The sequence below is a fragment of the Nostoc sp. genome (assembly GCF_036917755.1).
Lineage (GTDB): Bacteria > Cyanobacteriota > Cyanobacteriia > Cyanobacteriales > Nostocaceae > Nostoc.
On record NZ_JBALFC010000089.1, the window covers coordinates 81,726 to 105,044 of the forward strand.

22 protein-coding genes and 1 pseudogene are annotated in these 23,319 nt (G+C 41.1%); 8 read left to right on the forward strand and 15 right to left on the reverse strand.

Going from position 1 to position 23,319, the window contains the following annotated elements; genetic code table 11:
- Positions 1–74 precede the first annotated feature (74 nt).
- Complete coding sequence (locus V7L05_RS19130) at positions 75–1,478, forward strand: hypothetical protein (protein ID WP_335166272.1); 1,404 nt, start codon at positions 75–77, stop codon at positions 1,476–1,478.
- Positions 1,479–1,987: 509 nt separating this feature from the next.
- On the opposite strand, the gene V7L05_RS19135 is transcribed toward V7L05_RS19130, so the two are convergent.
- Positions 1,988–2,875, reverse strand: a complete 888-nt coding sequence (locus V7L05_RS19135) for a UTP--glucose-1-phosphate uridylyltransferase (RefSeq protein ID WP_335166274.1) — start codon at positions 2,873–2,875, stop codon at positions 1,988–1,990.
- A gap of 10 nt (positions 2,876–2,885) precedes the next feature.
- Complete coding sequence (gene hemW, locus V7L05_RS19140; RefSeq protein WP_335166276.1) at positions 2,886–4,067, reverse strand: radical SAM family heme chaperone HemW; 1,182 nt, start codon at positions 4,065–4,067, stop codon at positions 2,886–2,888.
- Between the two features lie 411 nt (positions 4,068–4,478).
- Here hemW and V7L05_RS19145 point away from each other — a divergent pair, with 411 nt between their 5' ends.
- On the forward strand, positions 4,479–5,555 hold the full coding sequence (locus tag V7L05_RS19145; protein ID WP_335166277.1) for a PIN/TRAM domain-containing protein: 1,077 nt from the start codon (positions 4,479–4,481) through the stop codon (positions 5,553–5,555).
- 131 nt (positions 5,556–5,686) lie between these two features.
- On the opposite strand, the gene V7L05_RS19150 is transcribed toward V7L05_RS19145, so the two are convergent.
- The 3 genes from V7L05_RS19150 to gloA2 are packed head-to-tail and all read right to left on the reverse strand — an operon-like array spanning position 5,687 to position 7,373.
- Positions 5,687–6,520 (reverse strand): Rpn family recombination-promoting nuclease/putative transposase, encoded by an 834-nt coding sequence (locus V7L05_RS19150; RefSeq protein ID WP_335166279.1) that lies wholly within the window; start codon positions 6,518–6,520, stop codon positions 5,687–5,689.
- Positions 6,517–6,978 carry a GNAT family N-acetyltransferase gene (locus tag V7L05_RS19155; protein WP_335166280.1) on the reverse strand — a complete coding sequence of 154 codons (462 nt, stop codon included), beginning with the start codon at positions 6,976–6,978 and terminating at the stop codon, positions 6,517–6,519. The genes V7L05_RS19150 and V7L05_RS19155 overlap by 4 nt, the downstream gene beginning before the upstream one ends.
- Before the next feature lie 8 nt (positions 6,979–6,986).
- On the reverse strand, positions 6,987–7,373 hold the full coding sequence (gene gloA2, locus V7L05_RS19160; RefSeq protein WP_335166281.1) for an SMU1112c/YaeR family gloxylase I-like metalloprotein: 387 nt from the start codon (positions 7,371–7,373) through the stop codon (positions 6,987–6,989).
- 179 nt (positions 7,374–7,552) lie between these two features.
- Between gloA2 and V7L05_RS19165 the strand changes: the two genes are divergently transcribed.
- Entirely contained in the window at positions 7,553–9,106 is a 1,554-nt protein-coding gene (locus V7L05_RS19165; protein WP_335166283.1) for a cation:proton antiporter, read from the forward strand.
- Between the two features lie 7 nt (positions 9,107–9,113).
- Here V7L05_RS19165 and V7L05_RS19170 read toward each other — a convergent pair whose 3' ends face one another.
- Together V7L05_RS19170 and V7L05_RS19175 are read right to left on the reverse strand one after the other, a co-directional pair.
- On the reverse strand, positions 9,114–9,683 hold the full coding sequence (locus V7L05_RS19170) for a DUF3124 domain-containing protein (protein ID WP_335166285.1): 570 nt from the start codon (positions 9,681–9,683) through the stop codon (positions 9,114–9,116).
- 5 nt (positions 9,684–9,688) lie between these two features.
- Entirely contained in the window at positions 9,689–10,366 is a 678-nt protein-coding gene (locus tag V7L05_RS19175; protein ID WP_292800566.1) for a potassium channel family protein, read from the reverse strand.
- Positions 10,367–11,061: 695 nt separating this feature from the next.
- Between V7L05_RS19175 and V7L05_RS19180 the strand changes: the two genes are divergently transcribed.
- Positions 11,062–12,339, forward strand: a complete 1,278-nt coding sequence (locus V7L05_RS19180; RefSeq protein WP_335166287.1) for an APC family permease — start codon at positions 11,062–11,064, stop codon at positions 12,337–12,339.
- A gap of 154 nt (positions 12,340–12,493) precedes the next feature.
- On the opposite strand, the gene V7L05_RS19185 is transcribed toward V7L05_RS19180, so the two are convergent.
- Positions 12,494–12,700 carry a hypothetical protein gene (locus V7L05_RS19185; RefSeq protein WP_335166289.1) on the reverse strand — a complete coding sequence of 69 codons (207 nt, stop codon included), beginning with the start codon at positions 12,698–12,700 and terminating at the stop codon, positions 12,494–12,496.
- Between the two features lie 160 nt (positions 12,701–12,860).
- Here V7L05_RS19185 and V7L05_RS19190 point away from each other — a divergent pair, with 160 nt between their 5' ends.
- Positions 12,861–13,103 carry a DUF433 domain-containing protein gene (locus tag V7L05_RS19190; protein ID WP_292765164.1) on the forward strand — a complete coding sequence of 81 codons (243 nt, stop codon included), beginning with the start codon at positions 12,861–12,863 and terminating at the stop codon, positions 13,101–13,103.
- Between the two features lie 396 nt (positions 13,104–13,499).
- Here V7L05_RS19190 and V7L05_RS19195 read toward each other — a convergent pair whose 3' ends face one another.
- The 5 genes from V7L05_RS19195 to V7L05_RS19215 form a co-directional block, all read right to left on the reverse strand.
- Entirely contained in the window at positions 13,500–13,931 is a 432-nt protein-coding gene (locus V7L05_RS19195) for a HEPN domain-containing protein (RefSeq protein ID WP_335166292.1), read from the reverse strand.
- Entirely contained in the window at positions 13,928–14,428 is a 501-nt protein-coding gene (locus tag V7L05_RS19200; RefSeq protein WP_335166294.1) for a hypothetical protein, read from the reverse strand. The genes V7L05_RS19195 and V7L05_RS19200 overlap by 4 nt, the downstream gene beginning before the upstream one ends.
- A 9-nt stretch (positions 14,429–14,437) precedes the next feature.
- Positions 14,438–15,130 (reverse strand): hypothetical protein, encoded by a 693-nt coding sequence (locus tag V7L05_RS19205; protein WP_335166296.1) that lies wholly within the window; start codon positions 15,128–15,130, stop codon positions 14,438–14,440.
- Positions 15,131–15,670: 540 nt separating this feature from the next.
- A complete protein-coding gene (locus V7L05_RS19210; protein ID WP_335166298.1) occupies positions 15,671–16,951 on the reverse strand; it encodes a vWA domain-containing protein in 1,281 nt (426 codons plus the stop codon).
- Complete coding sequence (locus tag V7L05_RS19215) at positions 16,948–18,204, reverse strand: vWA domain-containing protein (protein WP_335166300.1); 1,257 nt, start codon at positions 18,202–18,204, stop codon at positions 16,948–16,950. The genes V7L05_RS19210 and V7L05_RS19215 overlap by 4 nt, the downstream gene beginning before the upstream one ends.
- A gap of 242 nt (positions 18,205–18,446) precedes the next feature.
- Here V7L05_RS19215 and V7L05_RS19220 point away from each other — a divergent pair, with 242 nt between their 5' ends.
- The 3 genes from V7L05_RS19220 (at position 18,447) to V7L05_RS19230 (ending at position 20,697) form a co-directional block, all read left to right on the forward strand.
- Positions 18,447–19,109, forward strand: coding sequence for an ATP-dependent Clp protease proteolytic subunit (locus V7L05_RS19220; RefSeq protein WP_292798361.1), 663 nt, complete (start codon positions 18,447–18,449; stop codon positions 19,107–19,109).
- Between the two features lie 93 nt (positions 19,110–19,202).
- A complete protein-coding gene (locus V7L05_RS19225; protein WP_334943575.1) occupies positions 19,203–19,814 on the forward strand; it encodes an ATP-dependent Clp protease proteolytic subunit in 612 nt (203 codons plus the stop codon).
- 262 nt (positions 19,815–20,076) lie between these two features.
- Positions 20,077–20,697, forward strand: coding sequence for a J domain-containing protein (locus tag V7L05_RS19230; protein WP_335166302.1), 621 nt, complete (start codon positions 20,077–20,079; stop codon positions 20,695–20,697).
- Between the two features lie 335 nt (positions 20,698–21,032).
- On the opposite strand, the pseudogene V7L05_RS19235 reads toward V7L05_RS19230, so the two are convergent.
- Both V7L05_RS19235 and V7L05_RS19240 read right to left on the reverse strand, forming a co-directional pair.
- A pseudogene (locus V7L05_RS19235) lies at positions 21,033–21,324 on the reverse strand (IS4 family transposase); the annotation flags it as partial.
- 155 nt (positions 21,325–21,479) lie between these two features.
- Entirely contained in the window at positions 21,480–22,682 is a 1,203-nt protein-coding gene (locus V7L05_RS19240; protein ID WP_335166304.1) for an aminotransferase-like domain-containing protein, read from the reverse strand.
- Between the last annotated feature and the right edge of the window lie 637 nt (positions 22,683–23,319).

Here is a 23,319-nt window from a genome sequence, read left to right on the forward strand (position 1 = left end):
CTAGTATCAAGCTGAAATATGTTCCTGCACTTGGCAATGCAACCCATTAAGTAAAATACTCTGAGGGATAAACTATGGCTCCAGTATCTGATATTATTCTGCTACAAGACTTAACAGCGTCAAATAATAACGAATTGGTCGAGCTAAAAGCCGTACTTCCTGCAACGGTAAATCGGTTAACCAATCCGATTTTAGCGAGTATCTTTGGTGATGACCTGAAATTTGGTATTGCCTCTTTTAAAGATAAGCCAATTCCGCCTTTTGGAGGTTACGATGACTATGTATATCAAGCAGAAGTCCCTTTGACAAATGATGTCACAACAGTTAAAGACAAAATCTTTGGCTTTGAAGCTTTTGGTGGCAATGATGAGCCTGAATCACAATTAGACGCACTCTTATATACAGCTTTAGATAGCGGTGGCAGTCTCGGTTACAGAGTAGGTTCATTTCGCATTGTTTTCCTAGCCACCGATAGTATTTATCACGTTGCCGGAGATCGTGCAGCAGTTAGTCCAAGTGATACTATTCCTAATAATGGAGATAGTGTAATTGATCCTCATGAAGATTATCCAAAGATTGGACAAGTAAAAACTGCGCTAGAAGCAAATAACATTATTCCAATTTTTCTAACTACGAGTGATGTTGCAGTCGATTACCAGGGACTAGTTACCAAGCTTGGTCGAGGTGGTGTAGTGACTCTTGATTCTCAAAGTGAGAATCTTGCTGATGTCATAAAAGAGGCAATTGCTCAATCCAGAAATGTGATCAGTACTGATGTTACTACGACAAATGGAGATGATACCTTTAGTCGGCGGGATTTTTCGCCTGGGGATCAGGTTATTTTTGCTGGGGGTGGTGATGACAGTATTTCGCTTTCTGGTGTTGCTGGCAACCATTACATCGATGGTGGGAGCGGTGATGACATCCTTTTTGGTGGATCTGGTGCGGACAGAATAGATGGGGGTAGTGATGACGACACCCTTGTAGGGGGCAGGGGTGATGATACTCTCTTTGGTAGTAGTGGAAAAGATATTCTGAGCGGGGGTAAAGGCAACGATTACCTACAAGGGGATAGCGGGGATGACATCTTAACAGGAGGTGCAGGTTCAGATAAGTTTGTATTTGCAACCGGATCAAAGTTTGATATTAGGGAACTCGGAGTTGATATTATTAATGACTTCACTCCTGATCAAGACAAGATCCAACTATCGAAATCTACCTTTACCGCTCTGACTAACTCGGTTTTCCCAACTAGATTAAATTCCGCAGACTTTGCCACAGTGACAAACGATAGTTTCGCAGCAGGTAGTAGTGCGTTCATTGTTTATAATAGCGAAAATGGTAGTCTCTTTTATAACCCCAATGGTACGGCGGATGGTTTTGCTGATACTGATATTAATTCGGGGGGTAAATTTGCACAATTGGGTGTTACCTCCTTTCCGGCTCTAACTACCGCTAGTTTTGAGGTAGTTTTATGATTGATTTAGTTTTCTTTTCAACTTCACACAAAGCTCATCCCTCTGCTTACCTGAATAGATTACTGTCTGCTTGAGCCACCTTAAAAAGTGAGATGCTCCAGACAAACGAATTGAACTGAAATTAATCTAAAGTAAGTCGGCGTTAAGATTTCAAGCCATATTAAAAAATTTCAATATAGGATGCGTTAGTCTACGGCATAACGCATCCTAGATTTAAATTTCTATTTCTTCATATACATTGAATTTTTCTCGCCGACTTACTTATCGAAACAATCTAAAAGTGCCTAAAGTCACAGCGAAAAACTTTTCAAACAACCTCTTGATTACGGTTCGATTAAGAGCCGGCTCTTGGGGTTGGGGTGGGATTCTTTTATAATCGGTAATTTGGCAGACATCATATCAGAATTCAGAATGAATTTTGTACGACTGCTGTAAGCGTTGCGGTAGCGAGTCCGCCAGCATCTTGATTCTGACTCCTGAATTCTGAATTCTGACGAATGTATTCTTCTTCAAAATTTTCTAAAATCAATCATTGTCTGACGATAGGCATCTGGCAATCCTGTATCAAAACACTTGCCTTTAACAACATATCCGGTCATTCCCTCTTGCTGATGCAATCTCTCAAGAGAGGATGTTAACTGAAATTCACCTCCTTCTCGGAAATTTTCATTGATATGTTCTTCGAGAAAGTCAAAAATTTTCGGCGTAAGTAAATACAAGCCAAATATACCTAAAAACTCATTTTCTGCCATTCCCTCTACACGCAAATGCTGTTGTGCATATTCAATGGTAGGTTTTTCATAGAGTTGTGTAACTGACAAAATCGAGTTTAAATCTTGCCAAACTCCTGTTACACACCCAGCTTTATGAATAATCTCTACTGACATTGTAGTTAAGCCAATAACGCTTTGATTAACTTGTTCGTAAATATCTAAAACTTGACTAGCACAAGATTTTCCAATGTCAGATGTATAAATGTGGTCGCCCAACAATAGCAAAAATGGCTCATCTTGCACCCAATCTTTGGCACAAAATACTGCATGCCCATAGCCTAATTGCTCCTCTTGCAATAAGATGGTAATTCTGCTACCTAAATCTTGCAAATATTGGCTATATTCTTGATTTTGCGGTGAAAGTTTTTCTAAAAGTTCTTTTTTGGGTGGATTTTTTAATAAATTTTCAAATATTTCTTGATCATCCGGCTGCGCCACGATCGCTACTTCTGTAATTCCAGCACTAATTGCCTCTTCAATAATTGCAAGAATGACAGGTTTTGCCCTACCATCTCCATCAATAATCGGGAAAAGTTCTTTTTTCACAACTTTAGTAGCTGGAAACAACCGAGTACCAAAACCAGCTACCGGAATCACAGCTTTTCTAACTTGATTTTTATGCATAAGCAATTCATCACCCCAACTTCTCAAACAACTCCGCCAACACCACATTAGAAAACAAAAACCCTTGGGGATCAATCAAACGCAATCTTCCCTCTGCAACTTGTACCCAACCTTTTTCAAAATACACTTGCAAACATCTGCAAATTTCTTCTACCTTTTCTTCCCCAAATGCTTCCGCCAACGCCGCCAAACTCACACCCTCCGCCAAACGCAACCCCAACATTAACGTTTCTAACAATACTTCCTTTGGGGGAGTCAGATCACAATCAATCACACCGCCAGCTTGTACCCACTGGTAATACTCCCTAGTTTTACGCGGACGACTAAAGCGTTTCCCCTCAACATAACTCGCCGCACCCATACCAAAGCCATAATAAGGGCGGTTTTCCCAATAAACTCGATTATGCCGACACTGATGGCCAGGTTGGGCATAATTGGAAATTTCATAATGCTCATAACCTGCACTAGTTAAAACTTGTTGCGCCATCTGGTACATTTTGACTGTGGCTTTATCCGTCGGCAAAGGAGTATCACCAGGTTTGTAGTAACGACCAAAGGCTGTACCTGGCTCAATGGTAAGATCATAGATGGAAATGTGAGTAGGTACAAGCGCCACCGCTTTTTCTAAGGAATCCTGCCATTGATCCAAAGACTGATGCGGCAACCCGGAAATTAAGTCTAAACTAAATTCGGGAATCTCGACTTGGTGGATTAGTTCCACAGCTGCAAAGATATCTTCAACTGAGTGCGATCGCCCCGCCGTTTGCAATAATTCTGATTGAAAGGCTTGTACACCCAAACTTACCCGGTTCACGCCTGCACTGCGATAGCCTGCTATATGTGCTAAATCAAAGGTGCCTGGGTCTACTTCCATAGAAATTTCTGCCCTAGAAGCAATACCAAAATGCTTCTCTAGCTCTGCTACTATACGTTGTAACTGCTCTATTGATAGCAGCGAAGGAGTACCACCACCAAAGAAAATTGTCTTCAGGGGTTGACCAAATGCTGGTGTCATGGCAATTTCTTGGCATAGCACCTCAACATATTGGGAGATAGTACCAGATGTTTCGCCCCGCAAGCGATCGCCCACAACAGACACCGGGAAATCACAATAAAAACACCGCCGCCTGCAAAAGGGTATATGCACATAAGCAGAACTCGCAATTCCAGAAATACTAAATTTTTGACTCATTTTGAGAAAAGTTTTAAGTTAACCCAACTGCGAATTAGAGACAATGAATAAGAATTCAGGAGTCAGGAGCCAGAATCCAGAATAATTGGAAAGTCAACGGTGCTATAACTTCTTGATTTTATTAAAATTATTAAGTTTGGGTATCAAAGTCTTCTTAATTCTGACTTCTTAATTCTGACTTCTGGATTCTGACTTCTGAAGTCTGACAAAATGAGTGGTTTCTTTACAAGTTTTTGTCGTTTTACAACGAAACAATGAAAAATATTAAGATAAAGCCTTTCGTTATAATAATTGCAGATATTGCCCTACTAAACCCTTAGTGTAAGTCAATATTGATTAGTTTATCTTACCGATGAAATAAAAAATACTTAACTTTATCGGTTAACACAGTTGCAGGAAAACAAGACAACCATGCTTGACGCCATTATTATTTTCTCATTTATCCTCGCAGCGTCGGGAATAGGGTTCTACAGCATTGAACTACTACCCAATGGGGCACTAGATCAGGTAACAAATCTTGAAGCTTTACGCTTAGTTGTTGCCGTCTTTGGCGCTATTATTGGTGGTGCGATCGGGCTGAGTTTCCAGACGACATATCGTCGCCTAGAATCACAAATCAAAGAAATGCCTCTGGAAGTGATCTTAACTCGTGCCATTGGCTTAGTGATTGGGCTATTGCTAGCTAACCTCATGCTAGCCCCACTCTTTTTGCTACCTATACCCGCAGATTTTGGATTTATTAAGCCACTGGTGGCAGTTGTCGGCAGTATTATCCTTTCCGTCACTGGTATGAATTTGGCAGACACCCACGGGCGAGGCTTATTGCGGTTCATTAATCCCAACACCGTCGAATCAATGGTAGTGGAAGGAACACTAAAACCAGCCAATACCAAAGTTTTAGATACTAGCTGTATTATAGATGGTCGTATTGAAGCCTTACTAGAAACAGGGTTTCTGGAAGGACAAATTCTCGTACCGCAGTTTGTCTTGCAAGAACTCCAACAAGTAGCGGATGCTAGCAAAGACCAAAAGCGGGTGCGAGGAAGGCGAGGACTAGAAATTCTCAACCGCATTAAGGAAGATTATCCCGATCGCATCCTGATTAATACAATTGACTACGACGATATTCCCACAGTGGATGCCAAGTTAGTGCGCTTCGCCCAAGAGATTAGCGGTACACTGCTAACCAACGACTACAACTTGTCTAAAGTTGCCAGTGTTCAGAAAGTACCTGTTTTGAATGTGAATGATTTAGTGAATGCCGTGCGTCCCAGTTATTTACCTGGTGACAACCTTGATTTGAAAATTCTCAAGGAAGGCAAAGAACCCAGTCAAGGTATTGGCTACTTAGATGACGGCACAATGGTAGTCGTTGAAGAAGGTAGTAATTATGTGGGTGGTGAACTGCGAGTAGTTGTTACCAGTGCTTTGCAAACTACAGCAGGAAGAATGATTTTTGCCAAACCCCAAGCTTCAGCATTGGCGTGAGGGAAATGTCAGGTGCAATTAGAGTTAAATTGTGCGATCGCGCAGCGTCGGCGCAGCCATCGGTGCAGTCAACCTGCACCGATTATTTATTGGACTGACGCAACTCTGTTAAGTATGTATTTAATCAGACCTTATTGATGTCCGTCGCCTTCTACTTGTGCTTGTAAATGCTGTAACTGCTCAATTGATAACCCTGTAACTCTTGCTACCTGTTCTAATGGCATACCAGTATTAACTAGATTTATTGCCACTTCAAGTAAAGCTTCAGCTTTGCCTTCAGCTTTGCCTTCAGCTTTACCTTCAGCTTTGCCTTCAGCTTTGCCTTCAGCTTTGCCTTCTTCTAAAATATCTTGATAAATCACTGACTCGCGCATAATATCTGACCTCAAAACTCGTCTGATAACCTCTTTGTCTAATACTAAACCAGCTAAAATCGCTGTGGAAGCAGCAATATTACTTTGAGTCCTTGGTTCTGTCATACTATTAATTTCCCGTGCCACTTGGTTAAGCACGGCTTCTCGATCAATTGTACTACTTAGAACCGCAAAGGGTAACAGTCCAGCCGTTCTCATAAATACTTCAGTTGGTTCTTCCCAAAGTCTGATAACTGCAAATTCATGGCGTGTCCCAGAAATTGTAAATGTATTTTGTTGCACCAAATCGGAATTTGTCTGCTTGAGGTAAATCACAACTTGATGCATTGCTTTGTGTGGAAAGCGGCGATATACTCGCAACCGATAGTCAATCATCCGAAAAGGAATTTCAGCATCAGGTTGGGTTTGAAATTCCAAATGTAATATGCTTTGCTCCGACTGTAGCAGAATTAGGGCATCGGCCCGAATCGGTTCTAGAGATAATTCTTTTGGACTTAATTCGGTTAAAGTGATGGGTTCGCCTAATAACCAAGTGGCGAAGTCACTGGAGAAGTTTTCAGCTAAAAATTTGCAGATATTGTCAAAATTCACAGGTATTTTTCCATTACATAGTTTTGAAGCCAAACTCCCCGCCGTTCTACTTGCTGTTCCCTGACTATGCTAAATCCCTTGTTTTGAAAAAATGGCTTTGCAGTAATACTCGCTTCTGTATATAGCCGTTTAATTCCTTGAAATTTGGCAGTATTTTCTATATGAGTTAAGAGTTTTGAGCCAATACCCTTTCTTTGGTATTTGCTATGACAATAAAAACAATCAATGTGACCATCGGGTTCTAATTCTCCAAACCCAATTATCTCACCATTATTTTCTGCAATGTAGGGAAGCTTGGCTTGTAATCTTTTCTGCCAAACTTCATAATCCATACTTTCTGGTGCCCAAGCATTGACTTGTTCCTGAGTATAATCGCAAATATTGATTTCATGAACTGTATCATAAAACAGTTTCATTATTATCTTAGTATCAGATTGTTTATATTCCCTAATGAGCATATTAAAGCCTAATGTTCATAAATCTCTAACGGCAAATTATCTGGGTCTTTAAAAAAAGTAAATTTTTTACCTGTAATTTCATCAACTCTGATATTCTCTACTTCTAACCCTTTTGATTTTAAATAAAAAACAGTTTGCTCAAGATCATCAACTTGAAAAGCAATATGCCTTAAACCACAAGCCTCTGGTTTACTAGACCGTTCTGGAGGATTGGGGAATGAGAATAACTCTATTTGAGCATTTTCTCCAACTCGCAAATCTAATTTATAAGAATTTCTCTCGGCGCGAAAAGTTTCTTGAATAATCGAAAAGCCTAAAACTTCTACATAAAAATTTTTTGAGCGATCGTAGTCAGAACAAATAATAGCTACATGATGAATACCAGTGGTTTTCATGTGTACTTCTCAAGCTACCAACTATTTACCTGTAGCACATTTATCAGAACTTTACTAGTACACTGTGGCGGAAATTTGCCTAGCTTCGTTCACCTTTAAACTAAAATTAAGCTTGACATTTGTATTACCTTTTTGGCAACGTTTATTAATGAAACTAAAATAAATTTTCAGTATCTTAAGTGAATGTTACCGAATTAATCAAGATTTCAATTATTCTCCTACTCGTTGCCACTGGTGTAGCCTTGCTATCCCGTCGGTTACGCGTCCCTTATGTCACGGGTTTAGTGTTGGCTGGTCTGCCAATCACAGAGTTATTGTCTCGTCGCATTGGTTTAGACCCATCCCTGGTTTTGAATCTTTTCCTGCCAATTCTACTCTTTGAAGCTGGCATCAATACAGATGTCAGCCGCCTACGCAGCACGTTTAAACCAATTGCTCTCTTGGCTGGCCCTGGAGCTGTGCTTTCCAGTGCTATTATTGCCGTTCTGTTGAAATTTTTGCTGGGGCTGACTTGGATACCTGCTTTATTTATAGGAGTAATGCTGGCAAATACTGATACAGTTTCAATGATTGCCATATTTAAGGAAATACCAGTACCCTCCCGACTTTCCACCATCGTTGAAGGAGAAACCCTATTCAACGATGGCGCTGCCCTAGTTGCATTCAACCTGATTTTGCAAGTATATTCGACAGGTTCGCTGACGTTACTAGATGGAATTCAACAACTGCTATTGATAGCTCTCGGAGGCTGCGTCGTAGGGTTAGTCTTGGGTTACTTGAGCATACCTGTATTCGCCCGTTTAGATGATCCCCTTAGCAGTCTCTTACTGACGGTCGCAGTTGCATTAGCAACTTTTCAGGTTGGGGAATTTCTAGATGTATCAGGCGCTGTAGCTGTAGTTGTAGCTGGATTAATTTTTGGGAATTTGGGGCTGTCTCGCAATACTTCTGCTTCTAGTCGCATCACCTTGTTGAGTTTCTGGGAATATGCCAGTTTTACTGTCAACACCTTTATTTTTCTGCTGATTGGTGCAGAAATAAACCCAGTGACGCTCTGGAGGACTTTACCTGCTGTTCTTCTTGCAGTTGTGGCGTATCAAGTCGGGCGAATTCTTACGGTCTATCCTCTGCTGGCAGTGGTTCGTTGGTTTGACCGCCCAATTCCGCTGCGCTGGCAACATTTACTTTTTTTAGGTAATATCAAGGGTTCGCTCTCGATGGCTCTGGCTTTGAGTTTACCCACCACATTGCCAGGGCGAGAATTCCTGATTACTTTAGTCTTTGGCAGTGTGCTGATGTCATTAGTAGGACAAGGTTTAAACTTGCCTTGGTTGGTAAAACGCTTAAAATTATCTCAATTTTCAGAGACTCAGCACCAGGTTGAAGAATTGCAAGCTCAACTGATGACAGGTAAAGCAGCACAGGATGAATTAGATAGCTTGTTGAAGTCAGGGGTATTACCAAGAGCTATCTATGAAGAAATGCGCTCAACTTATCAGGTACGAATAGCAGGAGCAGAAAAGGCGCTACGAGAATTTTATAATCGCCGTCCCGATGAGTTTGAAGCTAAAAGTGGTGGGCGCATTAAACTTGATGCTATTCGCCGTCGTTTACTGTTAGCCGAAAAAGGAGCGCTCAACGAAGCAATGCGTAAACGAATCCTCTCGGAAGATATTGTACGAGGGCGGATACAAATCATTGATGAACAGTTGCTCCAACTTGATGATGATTAATAGCTGTTCAAGACCCTTGTTTCGGCAATGAACGTTTGTTGTTTTGACTTTTAATCACCTTACCAGGACTGGTAAAAGAAATTCCTTGCTGAAAGTCAGTACCAATCATGATTGCCTCTACTATCGGTTCAGTTATTTCTGTTTGAGATACCCACTCTACAATAAAGTTTGCGCCTAAGCCACCAGTGGTATCATTCGTATTAATAAAAAAATCTGTGGAAGCTAGCGCATCAAGTTGAATAGGATGCTCTAAATACTGCTTAACTAACTTCCCAGCCGAGTCATAGTAGCGCACAGAACTAATAATGATCGGATTGACCAAATCTGTGTTCCGAATACTGAGCGTAACTGCTAAATTAAAAATCTGCTGTCGATTATAATGATAAATATGAGAATAGACAGGTACATAAATGGTTTGACCCATTGCTATCTTGAAGTTACTATCTAAAGTCACTATCTTGTTAGATGGGGTTGCCTGACTAGTAACTGTTTGTGACTTTGGTGAATTTGGAATTGGTTTACAAGATGCAAGCAGAATAACTGCAATTACTAAATAAAGATGTGGATACAGCTTCATCAAAACTATTTACAACCTTCAATAAAATCAATAACTTGATGTAAAGACCCTGGTTTGGTCACAATCAGTAGAGTCGAACCCGGTTTTATGACTGTACTGCCATTAGGAATCATTAAATCCTCGTGAGGGTGAGGTTGATAGCCGATAATCAGAGAACCACTGGGAAACCGAGAATCTTGAGCAATTTCGGCAACGCTACGATTGGCTACATAGCAACTGTTGGGAATAGAAATTTTCAAAACCTCAATCTGTCCCTGCTCAAAATGCATGATTGATTCTACTTGCGGATACTCAATGGCATTCACCATTGTGGAAACTGCGAGTTCAACGGTACTAATAATATGGTTGGCTCCTGCTATACGCAGTGGCTCGGCAAAATCGGGGTGGCGCATTCGACTCAGAGTATGGCTAACACCGTAGTGTTTAGCGAGAGTTACCATTGCTAAGTTGAGGGCATCACTTCTGAGGACAGCTGCTAGAGCGTTGGCTTTACGAATCCCAGCTTCTAATAATACTTCTGTACTCACAGCACTGCCTTCAAAAGCCATCGCGCCGACTTGTTCACGGGCATATCGGCAAGCGGTAGGATCAATATCAATGACGGCAACCGTATGCCCTAGTTCTACCAATTTTTGAGCCAAAGTCAGTCCCACTAAGCCTGCTCCACCAATTAGCACGTACATGGCTGCTCCTAATACTCAAAGAATTCCTATTTTATCGAAAAAGTGGGTTTAGAGCTACGCACTTCCAGGACGGCTTTAGTTTTATTCTGAAGGGCTAATATTAGTAATTCTAACTTTTCTTGCGTTGCCTAGGAATAAGTTCTCTTCATACCTCGGTTTGGTTTCTTGCTTCCTGTTCGCAATATTCTTTAAACAAATCTTTCTCATGCTGCGTAAGACGAAACGTAATATATATTTCTGGTTTGGACATTAACGGATACCTCAGCAAATGGTATTTAAATTAGAGTGGCAAGGGTATTTAAATGTGATAGTAAACGCTATAAGTAATTTCATCATTATTACTTGATCGCCATTGATTAAAATGTCAGACGATCGCCTATTTGCGCCAGGAGAAAAAACCACAGTGGCTTAATTCCCCCAATTGCGATCGCTACGCCGGCCGTAGGCATAGCATATTTAACTGAAATTCATATTCAATCAACCAATACCTTTGCCAAAAAGATAGGTAGTCTAACTATAATGCCTAAATGCTTGCTGTGGCTTGGCTTTTGATTGTGAGCGATCGCTTTATATTGAAATAATCTGGATTTCCCTTAGCTAAAATCCCCAGATATACAGCAGTTTTCTTTTGCAAGCTTGATTATCTGCCTGCTGGTCAACGACTATAAGACTATCTATTCCTAAAGAGGTTACAGGTGTCAAGCAAAAAAATAGGTTTTTGGTCTGTGTGGGCATTGGGTGTAGGAGGCATTGTCGGTGGACTTTTTCCAGCGCTGGGAGTTGCAATCCAAATAGCTGGTGCAGGCGCACCACTAGCATTTGTTATAGCAGGGACAATAGCTTTGATAACTACTTATGCTTATGCCAAACTTTCAGTAGCTCATCCATGTCGAGGCGGGACAGTAACCTTCTTAAACCAGGCTTTTGGTCTAGGGCTGTTTAGTGGGACACTGAATCTTCTACTATGGTTTAGCTATATAGTCATGCTTTCGTTTTACTTGCAGGCTTTTGGTAGTTATGGAGTTAGCCTGTTTACAGAGCCTACTCAACCTATTTGGAAGCACTTACTGATTAGCTTGGCAATTTTAGGGACGACTGGACTAAATCTACTAACTGCTAATTATATTGGGAAATCTCAAATCTGGATTGTCAGCTTCAAACTGGGAATTTTGATACTGTTTATTACTATGGGGATCAGTCATATCGACATTTCCCGTCTAGAACCAGTCTCAGTGTCGTCGCTACAGTCAATTTTCGCAGGAGCAATGGTGATCTTCTTGTCTTATGAAGGCTTTGAGCTAATCGCCAATACAGCCGAGGATCTTGTCAATCCCAAGTACACTTTGCCACGGGTTTATTACTCTGTAATTGGGTTCGTTATTTTGCTTTACGTTTTAATAGCACTCGTCACATTGGGAGCAGAACCAATAGAACAGATTTTGACAGTAAAAGATTATGCTTTAGCTGAAGTTGCCAAACCAATTATCGGGCAATTGGGATCTGTTTTGATTACTATCGCTGCTCTGTTATCAACTATCTCGGCTAGTAACGCAACACTCTACGGTTCAGCTCGTTTTAGCTCTGTTATTGCTAAAACTAGGGGGTTTGACTCTGGCAGCCAAATAAATGGCTATAACCAATCTTCAATTGGCTTATTTATTACTAGTGGTATTACTCTAATAATTGCCAATATCTTTGACATAAATCGGATATCAACGATGGGTAGTGCCGGGTTTCTCCTGATATTTGCTGCGGTTAATTTAGCTAATGCTCGTATGCATCATTATACGAAAAGCAAGCAGTGGATTTCACTTCTAGGTGCTGGAATATGTTTGGTAGCACTAGGAATGTTAATTTGCTTTGCTTTGCAAACAGATCCACAAACCGTCTGGGTTTTAATATTCATGGTAGGAGTAGCCATAGGTATCGAAGTAATCTACTACCTGTCAAACAACCGAAAGATGCACCTTTGAAGAAGCTTTGTTCAACTCTAAGACGCATTTGTGGTAGTCCACGTTTGCATTAATTTACAACCAGGTAACGTTGTTAGGTAGTTGTGGCTGATGGATAATCATCCATCAGTCGCAGAAAAACAACCTCTGCCATCTGGCTTCAACAAAGGTAAATTTATTTATGGAGTTGCAATCCAGCAGCGATCGCTCGTTGTCGGATTGACCATAATTTCTTGGCTAAGGGTGTTTGTGGTACAAAATCAGATTCGCGGGGTGTTGTTTCTGACTCAGACTTAAGTAGTTCAACAAACTCCAAAACTTTTTGTTGCTTTTGGGGTGTGAGTTGTCGCCAGTGTTGAAGTAGTTCAACTTCATTACCCATAAGTACAACGCTCGTGAATGATTTTTCTATTTTAGTGGCAGAAGTCTTATTTAATGTTCCTTGCTATAAAATTTTGCTTGGAGTACAATCGTTTCTCATTAACTTGCCATAAAGCAATATACATTGACAATGATTTTCATAAGAAGCTAGGGTTATTTCCATGAAATTAGATCGCATCACCAGCAATCCCAATCGGATGAATGGACAACCTTCTATTCGTAATCTTCGCCTTACCGTTCGTCGGGTGATTGAGTTATTAGCTACCTACCCTAATCGTGAAGAACTGCGCCAGGAGTTTCCCGAATTAGAAGATGAAGATATTCAGCAAGCCTTAATTTTTGCATCGTCCTACTTGAGCGATCGCATCATTGAACTACCTAACAGCTATGAAACTGTTGCTTGATCAGGGATTACCACTCTCTGCGGCAGCATTGCTACGTGATGCAGGTATCGACACCATCGTTTACCGTTGTTGTCTGATATCTAACCCTTCGCATATTTAACTTAAATTTATATTCAATCAGCAAAAAGGTATATTACTTTCTTAAAACTTCATATTTAATAACCAAAAAGCCATATTGCTTACTCAAAATGGCATTTGACTTTCTCAAATCCCAGTTTGCTTTCTCATTTTAGTGTTTTCCGCATTCATTTTGGTGTATCGTTGAGCCGAAAGCTTGCGATCGCGATCAGTTCATTCAGCAAAAATCTTTCAACGGCTTACTGGTGATGCTGGCTTGTTGGTTAAATATAGTTGATTGACAAGGGTTTGAAGCGATGAACCAGACATTGAAAACCTCTATGGTTTTTGACTACTAGTCAATTTATTTAATAATTCAATAACTTTATTAGCATTTTTCAAAGTTTGCTTTGCCTTACTAGTGAGAAGATTAGAAGCTATATAATCTTCATAATCAACTTCATTCCTCAATCCACGTAGACGAGATAAACATTGTCCTAAATATCTTCTATCTGCATTATTTCTACTACTTTCTAACTCTTTGATTACGTATTCATGTATACCAACTTTATCAGTCTTTAATTTACCGTCTCCTTCAATATCACGTAAGTAGTTTCTAGCGAGGCAAAAAGCTGAATAATACGCTCTACTGATAGAAGAGCGTATCTTTGCTTCATCCATTGATGAACTATTTGCCTGTCTTGAGGAATTAGTTACTTCATCAAATAGAGTTTCTGCAAGCTTTAAATAACTTGACCAGTCGAATTTCATTCAAATTCCAAATTGATATAAAGATTTATAGCAACTCCTAATGAAGCTTTTATCCACCATTTTTGATCGAACTCGTCTAATTTATTTAAGGCTTCATCAACATATTCTGGACTAGAATAGATAGAAAGCAATAGTTTCTCCCATTGAGGAGATTCAGGATCAACAGACAACTTTAATCGTAATTTTTCAGATGGGAAATACTTTCTAATTTCTCGATGAGCTTTGAGTAGAATATCTACGAGGTTTTGATGCTTTCGCAAAAATCTCAGTGTATCAACAACATTATCTATGGTGTATAATTGAAATATTTTGCTGAAATTATAAGATAATTCATGATTTTCTTGGTGTCCTTGTATCAGCCAAGTTTTTTGTTGTCCGATTCTATTATCGTCAATCAACCAATCATTTGTTGATGACTTTTCACTTTTAATAGATACATTCAAAAATTCCGTATTTGGTAATTTATTTTTTCTTACTTCTGGATTTTCTAGGAGCATTTTTCCACCTTATTTGGAGTTATAGTTAGGATCTAAATACAGAATATCTGCTTTATTCAGAATAGAATGTATAACTTCTGTTTTTACTAGAGATTCAGATAGCTGCTCTTGTAAATTCCTTACATCATTTGAATCTAATGCTACATAAAACTCTCTTAAGCCACTTGCATCTTGGTAGTCGATTTTTAATGTGTGAACTATTAAAGCTCCAGCTATTCCTTCCTGAGTTTCTGATTTGAAAACAGGTCTAATATCCGTAATAATACGCGAATTCAACAATATACGATCATACTCTTGTAGCAAGTCTACAGCTTTGGAAGAAATACTGATTGAACCATCGACTGCCAACACCAATAATTGAGTCAGCCTTTGTTCAAAACGTTTTAATTCTTCATCTGATAAATCTGAAAATGTATTGTCAATTGATACAGCATTACTCAAACCTGTCACTATTTCACTATTTTTAAGATTTTCTTGAGTACGGAGAGCGAAAATTGAACGAATAGCTCTTAAAATTTCTTGTAAATCATTGACAGCAATTTCTTCTAATTTCGGAGCAATCTCCAAGACTAAGCTCTCTATACTTACGAAGGGATGGACTTCTGTAATAGCATTCAGTAATCTCTGGAATAGATTTTCATCAATTTTTATAATTAATGTAATACCTAATTGATAGTGTGGTGGAATTTTTAGATTCTTCATGTGAGTTAACGTTAATATATTCAATTCCCAAGTTACAAATTTAACCCTATTCCATATACTAATTAATTTTAAAATTTAATTAGTTTCTTAATATACACATCATTAGGCTTGGATAAATATTATAGAGTAGTACAATTTTGAATTAGCAAGGAAATACAAGCACAGAGGAATTTCTCCTTACTAATAACAGTTATACCTATAGATTAGCATGAAAATACCTTCGTTTTTTTGTTTGAAATATTTTTGAGCGTTCATAGTATAGACAAGGATGCATTGAACCTGTAAGGATTCAGGTCATACCAAAATGTCTACAATCGTTTCCTGATAATACTTTCCGGGGATTAACTACAAATTTATATTCTCAATAATAATTACGTAACGCCTATATTTCCGTGCATTATTGCGACTCAAGGTATGTTAATAAGCCAAAGTCAATTTTGAAACTATCTCTGTGACTGGGTTTCAAACACCTGAATCCTTACTTGAACCTTAGCAAAATTAAGAGCTTGAAACCTGAATTAATTGTAAATTATGAGTTAACTATTCCTGTAAAATCGTTTTTGATACAATCCTAGTTTTCTTGAGGTCTGCTTCCGAAAGTTCTTCTCCAGCTTGCAGGCGAGTTGCTGAAGTTTGCAACACTGTCGCTGCACCTTTATCTCCGATTTGTAAAGCGGTTTTAGCAGCTGTTTGTAGCATCGTGGCTGCACCAATGCGATCGCCTTGTTGCAATTTCGCCTCAGCTAACTGGGTTTGGCGATACTTCGCTAATGCTAAAATAGATTGTTGCACCTGGGGATTGGAATCTGGTTGATACGCCCGCACTACATCTGCATACACTGGCACGAGGGGCGAAAGTAAACCTTGTTCGTTAACCAACGGGTCATCATAACGGATTTGCAGATGCGCGATCGCTTGTTTTCCTTCTGGCAATTGTCCCAGATAAATGTTCGCCAAAACTACCCGTTCTACATCCTGCATCAAATCTCCCAAACGTACAGCAAAGCTACCATCAGCTTCGGGTTCCACTGGTAACTCGATTGTGTCTGGGGCAACTTGGGCAATGGGTTTAAATTCTGCTAGTCGGACATTGGGCACTAGAGATAACAGCAAGTAGGCATTAGTTAACCCAATCGACTGAATCCGTCCAAATAGTCGGCTAAATTGCTCCACAGCTTGTTCAGGACGCTCAATATGGGCTAGAGTCCCACCACCGACATCAGCGATTTTTTCCAGCAAATCCTGATTCCAGCTATTGCCAAATCCGAAAGTGTTGATAGTTAGGTTCAGCTTGGCAGCCTTTTGCGCCAGTTGAACACAGCGCTTATTGTCATCTCGCCCAATATCCCACTTCCAAATTCGCAAACCGCTATCACCATGCCCATCTGTCAGCAGAAACGCCTGAGAAACAGCGCCTCTTGTACCCTTCATCAGTTCTGTAATTCCCAGTTCTAAACCCTCAGCGATGACTGTACCGCCGCTAGCACTGAGTTTGCTTTTAATTTGAGATTTGATGCTTTCGGGGTCTTCGATCGCTTGGTTGGGGATAATGACTGACGCAGAACCGGAAAAAGCCACAACTGAGATGCGATCGCCTACTTTCAACCGATCGATTAATCCTTCCACTGCCTGAATCACGGTTTTAATTGGTTGTCCATGCATGGAACCGCTTTTATCTAAAATCAAACAGAGATTAATGGGGAGATTTTGGTCAAACTCACCAGCAATCGCAAAAATCTTCATTGCTAGTTGACGTTGGCTACTTGTTTGAGCCAGATCAACATTATTGTCATTTAACGCCGATAGCAATTTAACTTTCATGTAGGAGGGGTATCTTGCAAAACTGTTTTAGAGACCATCCTGGTTTTCTTGCGATCGCTTTCAGATAAATCTTGTCCAGCTTGCAACTGAGTAGCAGAAGTTTGTAACACCGTCGCCGCACTTTTATCTCCCATTTGTAGGGCAGTTTTAGCAGCCGTTTGTAACATCGTCGCTGCACCACTGCGATCGCCCTGTTGCAATTTCGTCTCGGCTAACTGAGTTTGACGATACTTCGCTAATGCTAAAATAGAGTGTTGCACCTGGGGATTCGGGTCTGCTTGGTAATTTTTCACTACATGGGCATAAACTGGGGTATTTGGTGTAAATAAACCTACCTGGTTAGCGGCTGGGTCATCGTAGCGGACTTGCACATTAGCGATCGCTTGTTCACCTGCTGGCAATTGTCCCAAATAAATATTAGCTAAAATCACCCGTTCTGCATCTTTCATTAAATCTCCCAACCGCACAGCGAAACGTCCATCAGCTTCTTGTTGCAGTGGTAACTCAATAGTGTCTGGGGAAACTTGGGCAATAGGTTTAAGTTCCGCTAACCGGACATTGGGCATTAGAGACAATAACAGATAAGCATTAGTCAATCCCACTGTTTGAATGCGGCTGAACAGGCGATTAAACTCATCCACTGCATCTTCGGGTTTTTGAATGTAAGATAAACTACCCAAACCCGCATCAGCAATTTTTTCTAAAACATCTTGGTTCCAATTGTCACCAAATCCCAAAGTGTTCAAAGTCAAATTATAGCTAGCCGCTAATTGGGCGAATTTCAAACAGCGATTATTATCACCGTGTTCATTTTCGCCATCTGTTAATAGGAAGGCTTGGGAAACAGTATCTTTTTTGCCCTTTGCCAATTCCTCAATCCCCAAGCGCAGTCCTTCATCAATTGCAGTTCCACCATCCGCAGTTAGGCGGTTAATTTGCTGTTTAATTTTCTCTGGATTTTCGAGACTTTGACTGGGTACTAAGACTTTGGCACGGTGATCGAAAACTACAACACTGAGGCGATCGCCACTCTTGAGTCTATCTACCAGACGAATCGCTGCTTTTTTGACCGTTTCTAGCGATCGCCCATTCATGGAACCACTATGATCGAGAATTAAACATAAATTCAGTGGCACATTCCGGTCTAGAGACTCTGCGATCGCTGAAATCGAAATTCCCAACTGACGTTGACTATTCAGTTGATTCGCGTCCAAATTACCATCATTCAAGGCAGGCTGCAAACTAACCTTCATAACTCAAAGTCCCTATTCAGGATATACATACATATTAAAAAATAACTTCAAAGCACTACTTTAGCTGTACGGAAAACCTATCCAACACAAATACATTAATATAATCAGAATATCTTAGAAGCGAAGCATTCGCAGATGCGAAGCCGCCTTGAGCATTAGGGAGAAATCCGCACCTTAAGGAAAGCTAGCATCGCGCTAGGATGTATTACAGTTAACGGCATAGTTTCAGGCGATCAGTTGTTATGGACACTTCCCCAATTAAGGCTGTTCAAGCCCCTTATTACGGCGATAACTTCTACCGGACACCGCCGCCAGATTTACCTTCCCTCTTGTTGAAGGAGCGAATTGTCTATATTGGGATGCCACTGGTGCCTGCTGTCACCGAATTAATCGTGGCCGAGTTGTTGTTTTTGCAGTCCGACGACCCCGAAAAGCCGATTAAAATCTATATCAACTCAACCGGCACTTCCGGTTACAGTGGCGAACCCATTGGCTTTGAAACCGAAGCCTTCGCCATCTTTGACACCATGAAATATATCAAGCCTCCGATCCACACCATCTGCGTTGGTTCCGCGATGGGCATGGCAGCGATGCTTCTCAGTGCTGGTACAAAAGGTTGCCGCGCTAGTTTGCCTCACTCCTCGATTATCCTGCATCAGCCCAAAAGCTACGCCCAAGGTCAAGCAACGGATATTCAAATTCGCGCTAGGGAAGTTTTGGTAAATAAAGGGGCGTTAGTTGATATCTTGCATCGCACCACCGGACAGCCTCCAGAAAAAATAATTAAAGATATGGATCGGCTGTTATATCTGACACCCTACCAAGCAAAAGAATACGGGCTGATTGACCGAGTTTTTGAGAAAGAAGAACTCGCAAATCCCCCACTTCCTGCCAGTGTCCTCTAAATTTAGTTAGGAGTTATGAGTTATGAGTTATTTAATACTGCTCATTCCTAACTCTTCTACCGCCCTCAAATTATTAAAAACGGAGTAACGAAAATGCCTATAGGCGTTCCTAAAGTTCCTTACCGGATGCCCGGAGGACAATATACAGATTGGATTAGCATCTACGATCGCCTTTACCGGGAACGGATTATATTCTTGGGGCGAGATATTGATGATGAAATTGCCAATCAAATCATCGCTGTAATGCTGTATCTGGACTCAGATGATCCAGGTAAAGATATTTATATATACATCAATTCTCCAGGTGGGATGGTTACATCTGGCATGGCTATTTTTGATACCATGCAACATATCAAATCAGATGTAGTGACTATTTGCGTGGGTTTAGCGGCTTCAATGGGGTCTTTTCTGCTGGCAGCTGGCACCAAAGGCAAACGGCTAGCATTGCCTCACTCACGGATTATGATTCACCAGCCTTCAGGTGGAACCCGTGGACAAGCAAGCGATATCGAAATTGAAGCTAGAGAGATTCTGCGGATTCGTCACCAGCTCAACGGGATTTATGCTGAGAAAACAGGTCAAACCATAGCAAAGATTGAAAAAGATATGGATCGCGACTTTTTCATGTCTGCCGAAGAAGCAAAAGAATACGGTTTAATAGACCGTGTGATTGAAGAAAGAACTTCCGTAGTATTAGGGGAGTAGGGAATAGGGAGTAGGGGGGATGAGGGAGATGAGGGGGATGAGGGAGATGAGGGAGAAATAACTCCTAACTTTTAACTCTCCACTCCCCACTCCCTTCCCCCCACTCCCCACTCCCCACTCTCCACTCCCCACTCCCCACTCTCCAAACAAACTGTCAACATTGAACTTTAAAATCGCAAATTAGCCCTTATTATTAATAGTTCAGGCTTGAAGCAGATAGCTGATAGCCCCAAGCTGGATATTCGATAGCTCATAGCTCAAGATGGATCTTGGAGATTGCTACCGTTTATTGGGTTTAAGGTCGGGAGCTTCTTTTGCTGACATCAAAGCGTCTTATCGACGACTGGCACAGCAATATCATCCCGATATCAACCCAGATGACAACAAAGCCAAAGATAAGTTTATTGCCTTGACAGAGGCTTATAAACTCCTGCTGACGGTAGTACTGCCAGAGGAAACAGCTGCACATTCAAGTCAGGTGTCAATTGGGCGTGATCATGCCAAGGCAACGCAGTGGCAGAAAACACCAGTAACAACGGTGACAAGCGAACAACCAGGGAAACTAAAGCCGCCTAATCTGTTGGAAATAGAAGAACGGCTGAAGTGGAAGACTTATGAGCAATTGCAGCGATTTTTGCAAGAAAGACGATTTCCTCAAGCGATCGCCCTAGCGGAAGCTTTAGCAGATCGTTTATCAACAGATGCAGAAGTCCGTCAATGGCTAGCGATCGCCTATCAAATTTGGGGACGGGCACTAATTACCGAAAATCAGCTGCTCAAAGCCAGAATTTATCTCAAAAAAGCTCTGAAGACAGACCCCCATAATAAAAGTCTCTGGTATGAAGTGCAGCGCGATTTCCAACGCTTAGAACAAATTTTTTAAAGATTATTACGACTCGTGATGCGTAAAGCCCCTGTCATTCATGCAGGGGATATAAGCGAGTAACCGAATAAATTGGTCATGGTATGAAACAATTAACTGGGCATGGCCACAAGTCCATTGGGCTAGATGATATCAGACGGGTTATAGCTGCAATCATTGTTTGACCCCAGAATCCCTCGTTTTCTAAACGGGGGAGTGTGTCAAAAACCATTTGTAAGGGCACAGCAATGCTCATTGGTGTCAACTTTAAGAAGATTTTGCCCAAATTTGTTGGGTGTAAGCGTCAATCTCTCGATGGCGCTTACGCCTGTTTTTGACTAATCCAAAGAGCTTTTGACGTTCCACCCATAACAATCCCTCTTGTGACAATACCCTTTGTACTTCTCTTAAGCCTGGAATTTGGCGATATACTAAACTCACAACGATCGCCATCATCATCGGTAGCGTTAATATTCTGTCTCGGAATTTTTTCTTCTGTTTATCTTCATACAATCTCAGGGGTTTAAAGCTCACCGGAGATAGCAATGAAAAGATTTCTTTCTCGATTTTCTCAATCGGCGGTGCTGGTACATGTTTTTGCTGCCGCAGATCTGGGTTTTCTTTTCGCGCTGGACGTTTTCTACTCATGATGTATCACTAAGAACATCAAACTAGATATTCTTAGATTAGATCTTTTGCCTCCTTTTTGCTTAAGTTGACACCAATGAGCATTGCTGTACCCCTACCGTCTATTGCATCCAAGCAATAACCAGTTTAACAATTTAACAATCCAAAATCCAAAATTAGTGACGCCATCCGCGCAACACTGCTCCTAATGTAGCGATTCCCTCAACAATCTTCTGTGTTGGTTGAAAGCTAAAAGCTAACCTGATGGCATCATCCCCCTGTCCATTGGCGTAGCAGCGAGTCCCTGGCAGAAAACTGATGCCGTGTTCACTGGCAGCCATTAGGAGTGCTTTGGCGCTGATATCTGGCGGCAATTTACACCAAACGAAGAAGCCCCCGCCTGGTCGCAAAGCAACTATATCAGTGGGAAACTCTTGAGCGATCGCTTCTAACAACAAATTACACTTATGCTTGTAGCAGGCGATTAACTCCTGAATGTGATGATCTAGTTTGCCTGTAGCACAGTAGCGAGCGACCACATGGCTGACAAATGGCCCCACAGTCCCTTCACTTTTGAACATTGCCAGCCGCTCAACAATCGCTGGATCGCCACAAGCCCAGCCTAGCCGGATACCAGGCGCAATAATTTTCGAGAAGGTGTTCACATATAACACCCACCCCTCCTTGTCGAGGGTTGCCAAGGGAGGCACAACTTCACCTTGGAAGCGCAAATCGCTGTAAGCATCGTCTTCTACTACCAGCACGCCATACTCAGCCGCTAACGCTACCAGTTTTTGGCGGCGAAATAACGGCATAGTCGCGCCTGTGGGATTATGAAAGGTGGGGATGGTGTAAATAAACCGGGGTCGAATGCCCTGTTTCTTCAAATCGCTCAATGTTACTTCTAACACATCGACATCCATCCCCAACTCATCCACAGGAATAGTAATCAGGCGTGCGCCAGCGTGGACAAATCTACTAACTACTCCCATGAAGGTTGGGCTTTCCACAATTACCACATCACCAGGTTCGACAAACACATCTGGTAGCAAGCCGAGAATCTGACTAGAACCGTAGCCAATGATCAGACGATCGCGATCGGCTGCAATTCCTTTAGCCTGCAAACGGAGGATAATTTGCTCATATAGTTGAGATGAAGGTGGCCCGTAATTGAGGGCGATCGGAGCTTCTTCTGTCAGCACAGTCGCACTTGCAGCAGCCAAGTCAGCGTGGGGAAAGAGAATTGGGTCAGCTAGACCATAGGCAAAGCTAACATTTAGAATTTTGGTTAACTCAGTGCCGTAAGTTGGTGGTGTCAGATTTCTAGCTCTTTTGGCGAATAAATCAGTAATTCGGTAAGCAGAAGTCGTAGAAGCCATAAGATAGTTACAAAATTGGGAGTCCGAATACAGAACACACAAGAAGGCAATTAGCTAAAAGTCAGAGCGGAGGAAGCTTCTGATCTGTTAGCGATACCGAGGAACGAGCGTCACTTTTCAAGGGAGTGGGGGTCTTAAACTTTCGTTAGTCGATCAGAATCCACCATGAATTCTGATCGACTAACGAATGTATTCTTTCTTATAGAAGCACACGGTAAGCGTAAAACTCAGTCCCTTTAGGGCTGAGATACAAGCGAAGGAGTGCAACTTTAGTTGCAGTCATCTTTTTTCAATTGTTTTGGTTCTGGCAAAGTATCCAACAACTCTTCAATAACTTGAGTCATTGTTTTGTCTGCCTGTGCTGCATAAAGTTGTAACTTTGAAAACCTTCTATCTGAGAGCCTGAATCTTAGTTGTTTAGTTTTCACAATGGTTACACAAGCGAGATACGTTTATGTTAGTATAAATAGAGGTCGGAAGCAAATATATTTTTTATGATAGTTCTGGAATACAAGGTCAAAGGCAGACAAACTCAATACAATTCTGGCTCTCCAAGAGTAGTTATGTTAAAATAACATGAATAAATAAAGCAACCATCAATAAAACTACAGAAGTTAGTGCCATAAGCCTAGTGTTT

Excerpts from the sequence above, each read along its gene's own strand:
- V7L05_RS19215 (WP_335166300.1), bottom strand. The coding sequence starts at position 18,204 with ATGAAGGTTAGTTTGCAGCCTGCCTTGAATGATGGTAATTTGGACGCG.
- gloA2 (WP_335166281.1), bottom strand. The coding sequence starts at position 7,373 with ATGAAAACCACTGGTATTCATCATGTAGCTATTATTTGTTCTGACTAC.
- V7L05_RS19205 (WP_335166296.1), bottom strand. The coding sequence starts at position 15,130 with ATGAAGAATCTAAAAATTCCACCACACTATCAATTAGGTATTACATTA.
- V7L05_RS19200 (WP_335166294.1), bottom strand. The coding sequence starts at position 14,428 with ATGCTCCTAGAAAATCCAGAAGTAAGAAAAAATAAATTACCAAATACG.
- V7L05_RS19225 (WP_334943575.1), top strand. The coding sequence starts at position 19,203 with ATGCCTATAGGCGTTCCTAAAGTTCCTTACCGGATGCCCGGAGGACAA.
- V7L05_RS19175 (WP_292800566.1), bottom strand. The coding sequence starts at position 10,366 with ATGTACGTGCTAATTGGTGGAGCAGGCTTAGTGGGACTGACTTTGGCT.
- V7L05_RS19190 (WP_292765164.1), top strand. The coding sequence starts at position 12,861 with ATGAAATTAGATCGCATCACCAGCAATCCCAATCGGATGAATGGACAA.
- V7L05_RS19240 (WP_335166304.1), bottom strand. The coding sequence starts at position 22,682 with ATGGCTTCTACGACTTCTGCTTACCGAATTACTGATTTATTCGCCAAA.
- V7L05_RS19185 (WP_335166289.1), bottom strand. The coding sequence starts at position 12,700 with ATGGGTAATGAAGTTGAACTACTTCAACACTGGCGACAACTCACACCC.
- V7L05_RS19170 (WP_335166285.1), bottom strand. The coding sequence starts at position 9,683 with ATGAAGCTGTATCCACATCTTTATTTAGTAATTGCAGTTATTCTGCTT.
- V7L05_RS19135 (WP_335166274.1), bottom strand. The coding sequence starts at position 2,875 with ATGCATAAAAATCAAGTTAGAAAAGCTGTGATTCCGGTAGCTGGTTTT.
- V7L05_RS19195 (WP_335166292.1), bottom strand. The coding sequence starts at position 13,931 with ATGAAATTCGACTGGTCAAGTTATTTAAAGCTTGCAGAAACTCTATTT.
- V7L05_RS19130 (WP_335166272.1), top strand. The coding sequence starts at position 75 with ATGGCTCCAGTATCTGATATTATTCTGCTACAAGACTTAACAGCGTCA.
- V7L05_RS19230 (WP_335166302.1), top strand. The coding sequence starts at position 20,077 with ATGGATCTTGGAGATTGCTACCGTTTATTGGGTTTAAGGTCGGGAGCT.
- V7L05_RS19155 (WP_335166280.1), bottom strand. The coding sequence starts at position 6,978 with ATGCTCATTAGGGAATATAAACAATCTGATACTAAGATAATAATGAAA.
- hemW (WP_335166276.1), bottom strand. The coding sequence starts at position 4,067 with ATGAGTCAAAAATTTAGTATTTCTGGAATTGCGAGTTCTGCTTATGTG.
- V7L05_RS19210 (WP_335166298.1), bottom strand. The coding sequence starts at position 16,951 with ATGAAAGTTAAATTGCTATCGGCGTTAAATGACAATAATGTTGATCTG.
- V7L05_RS19145 (WP_335166277.1), top strand. The coding sequence starts at position 4,479 with ATGCTTGACGCCATTATTATTTTCTCATTTATCCTCGCAGCGTCGGGA.
- V7L05_RS19220 (WP_292798361.1), top strand. The coding sequence starts at position 18,447 with ATGGACACTTCCCCAATTAAGGCTGTTCAAGCCCCTTATTACGGCGAT.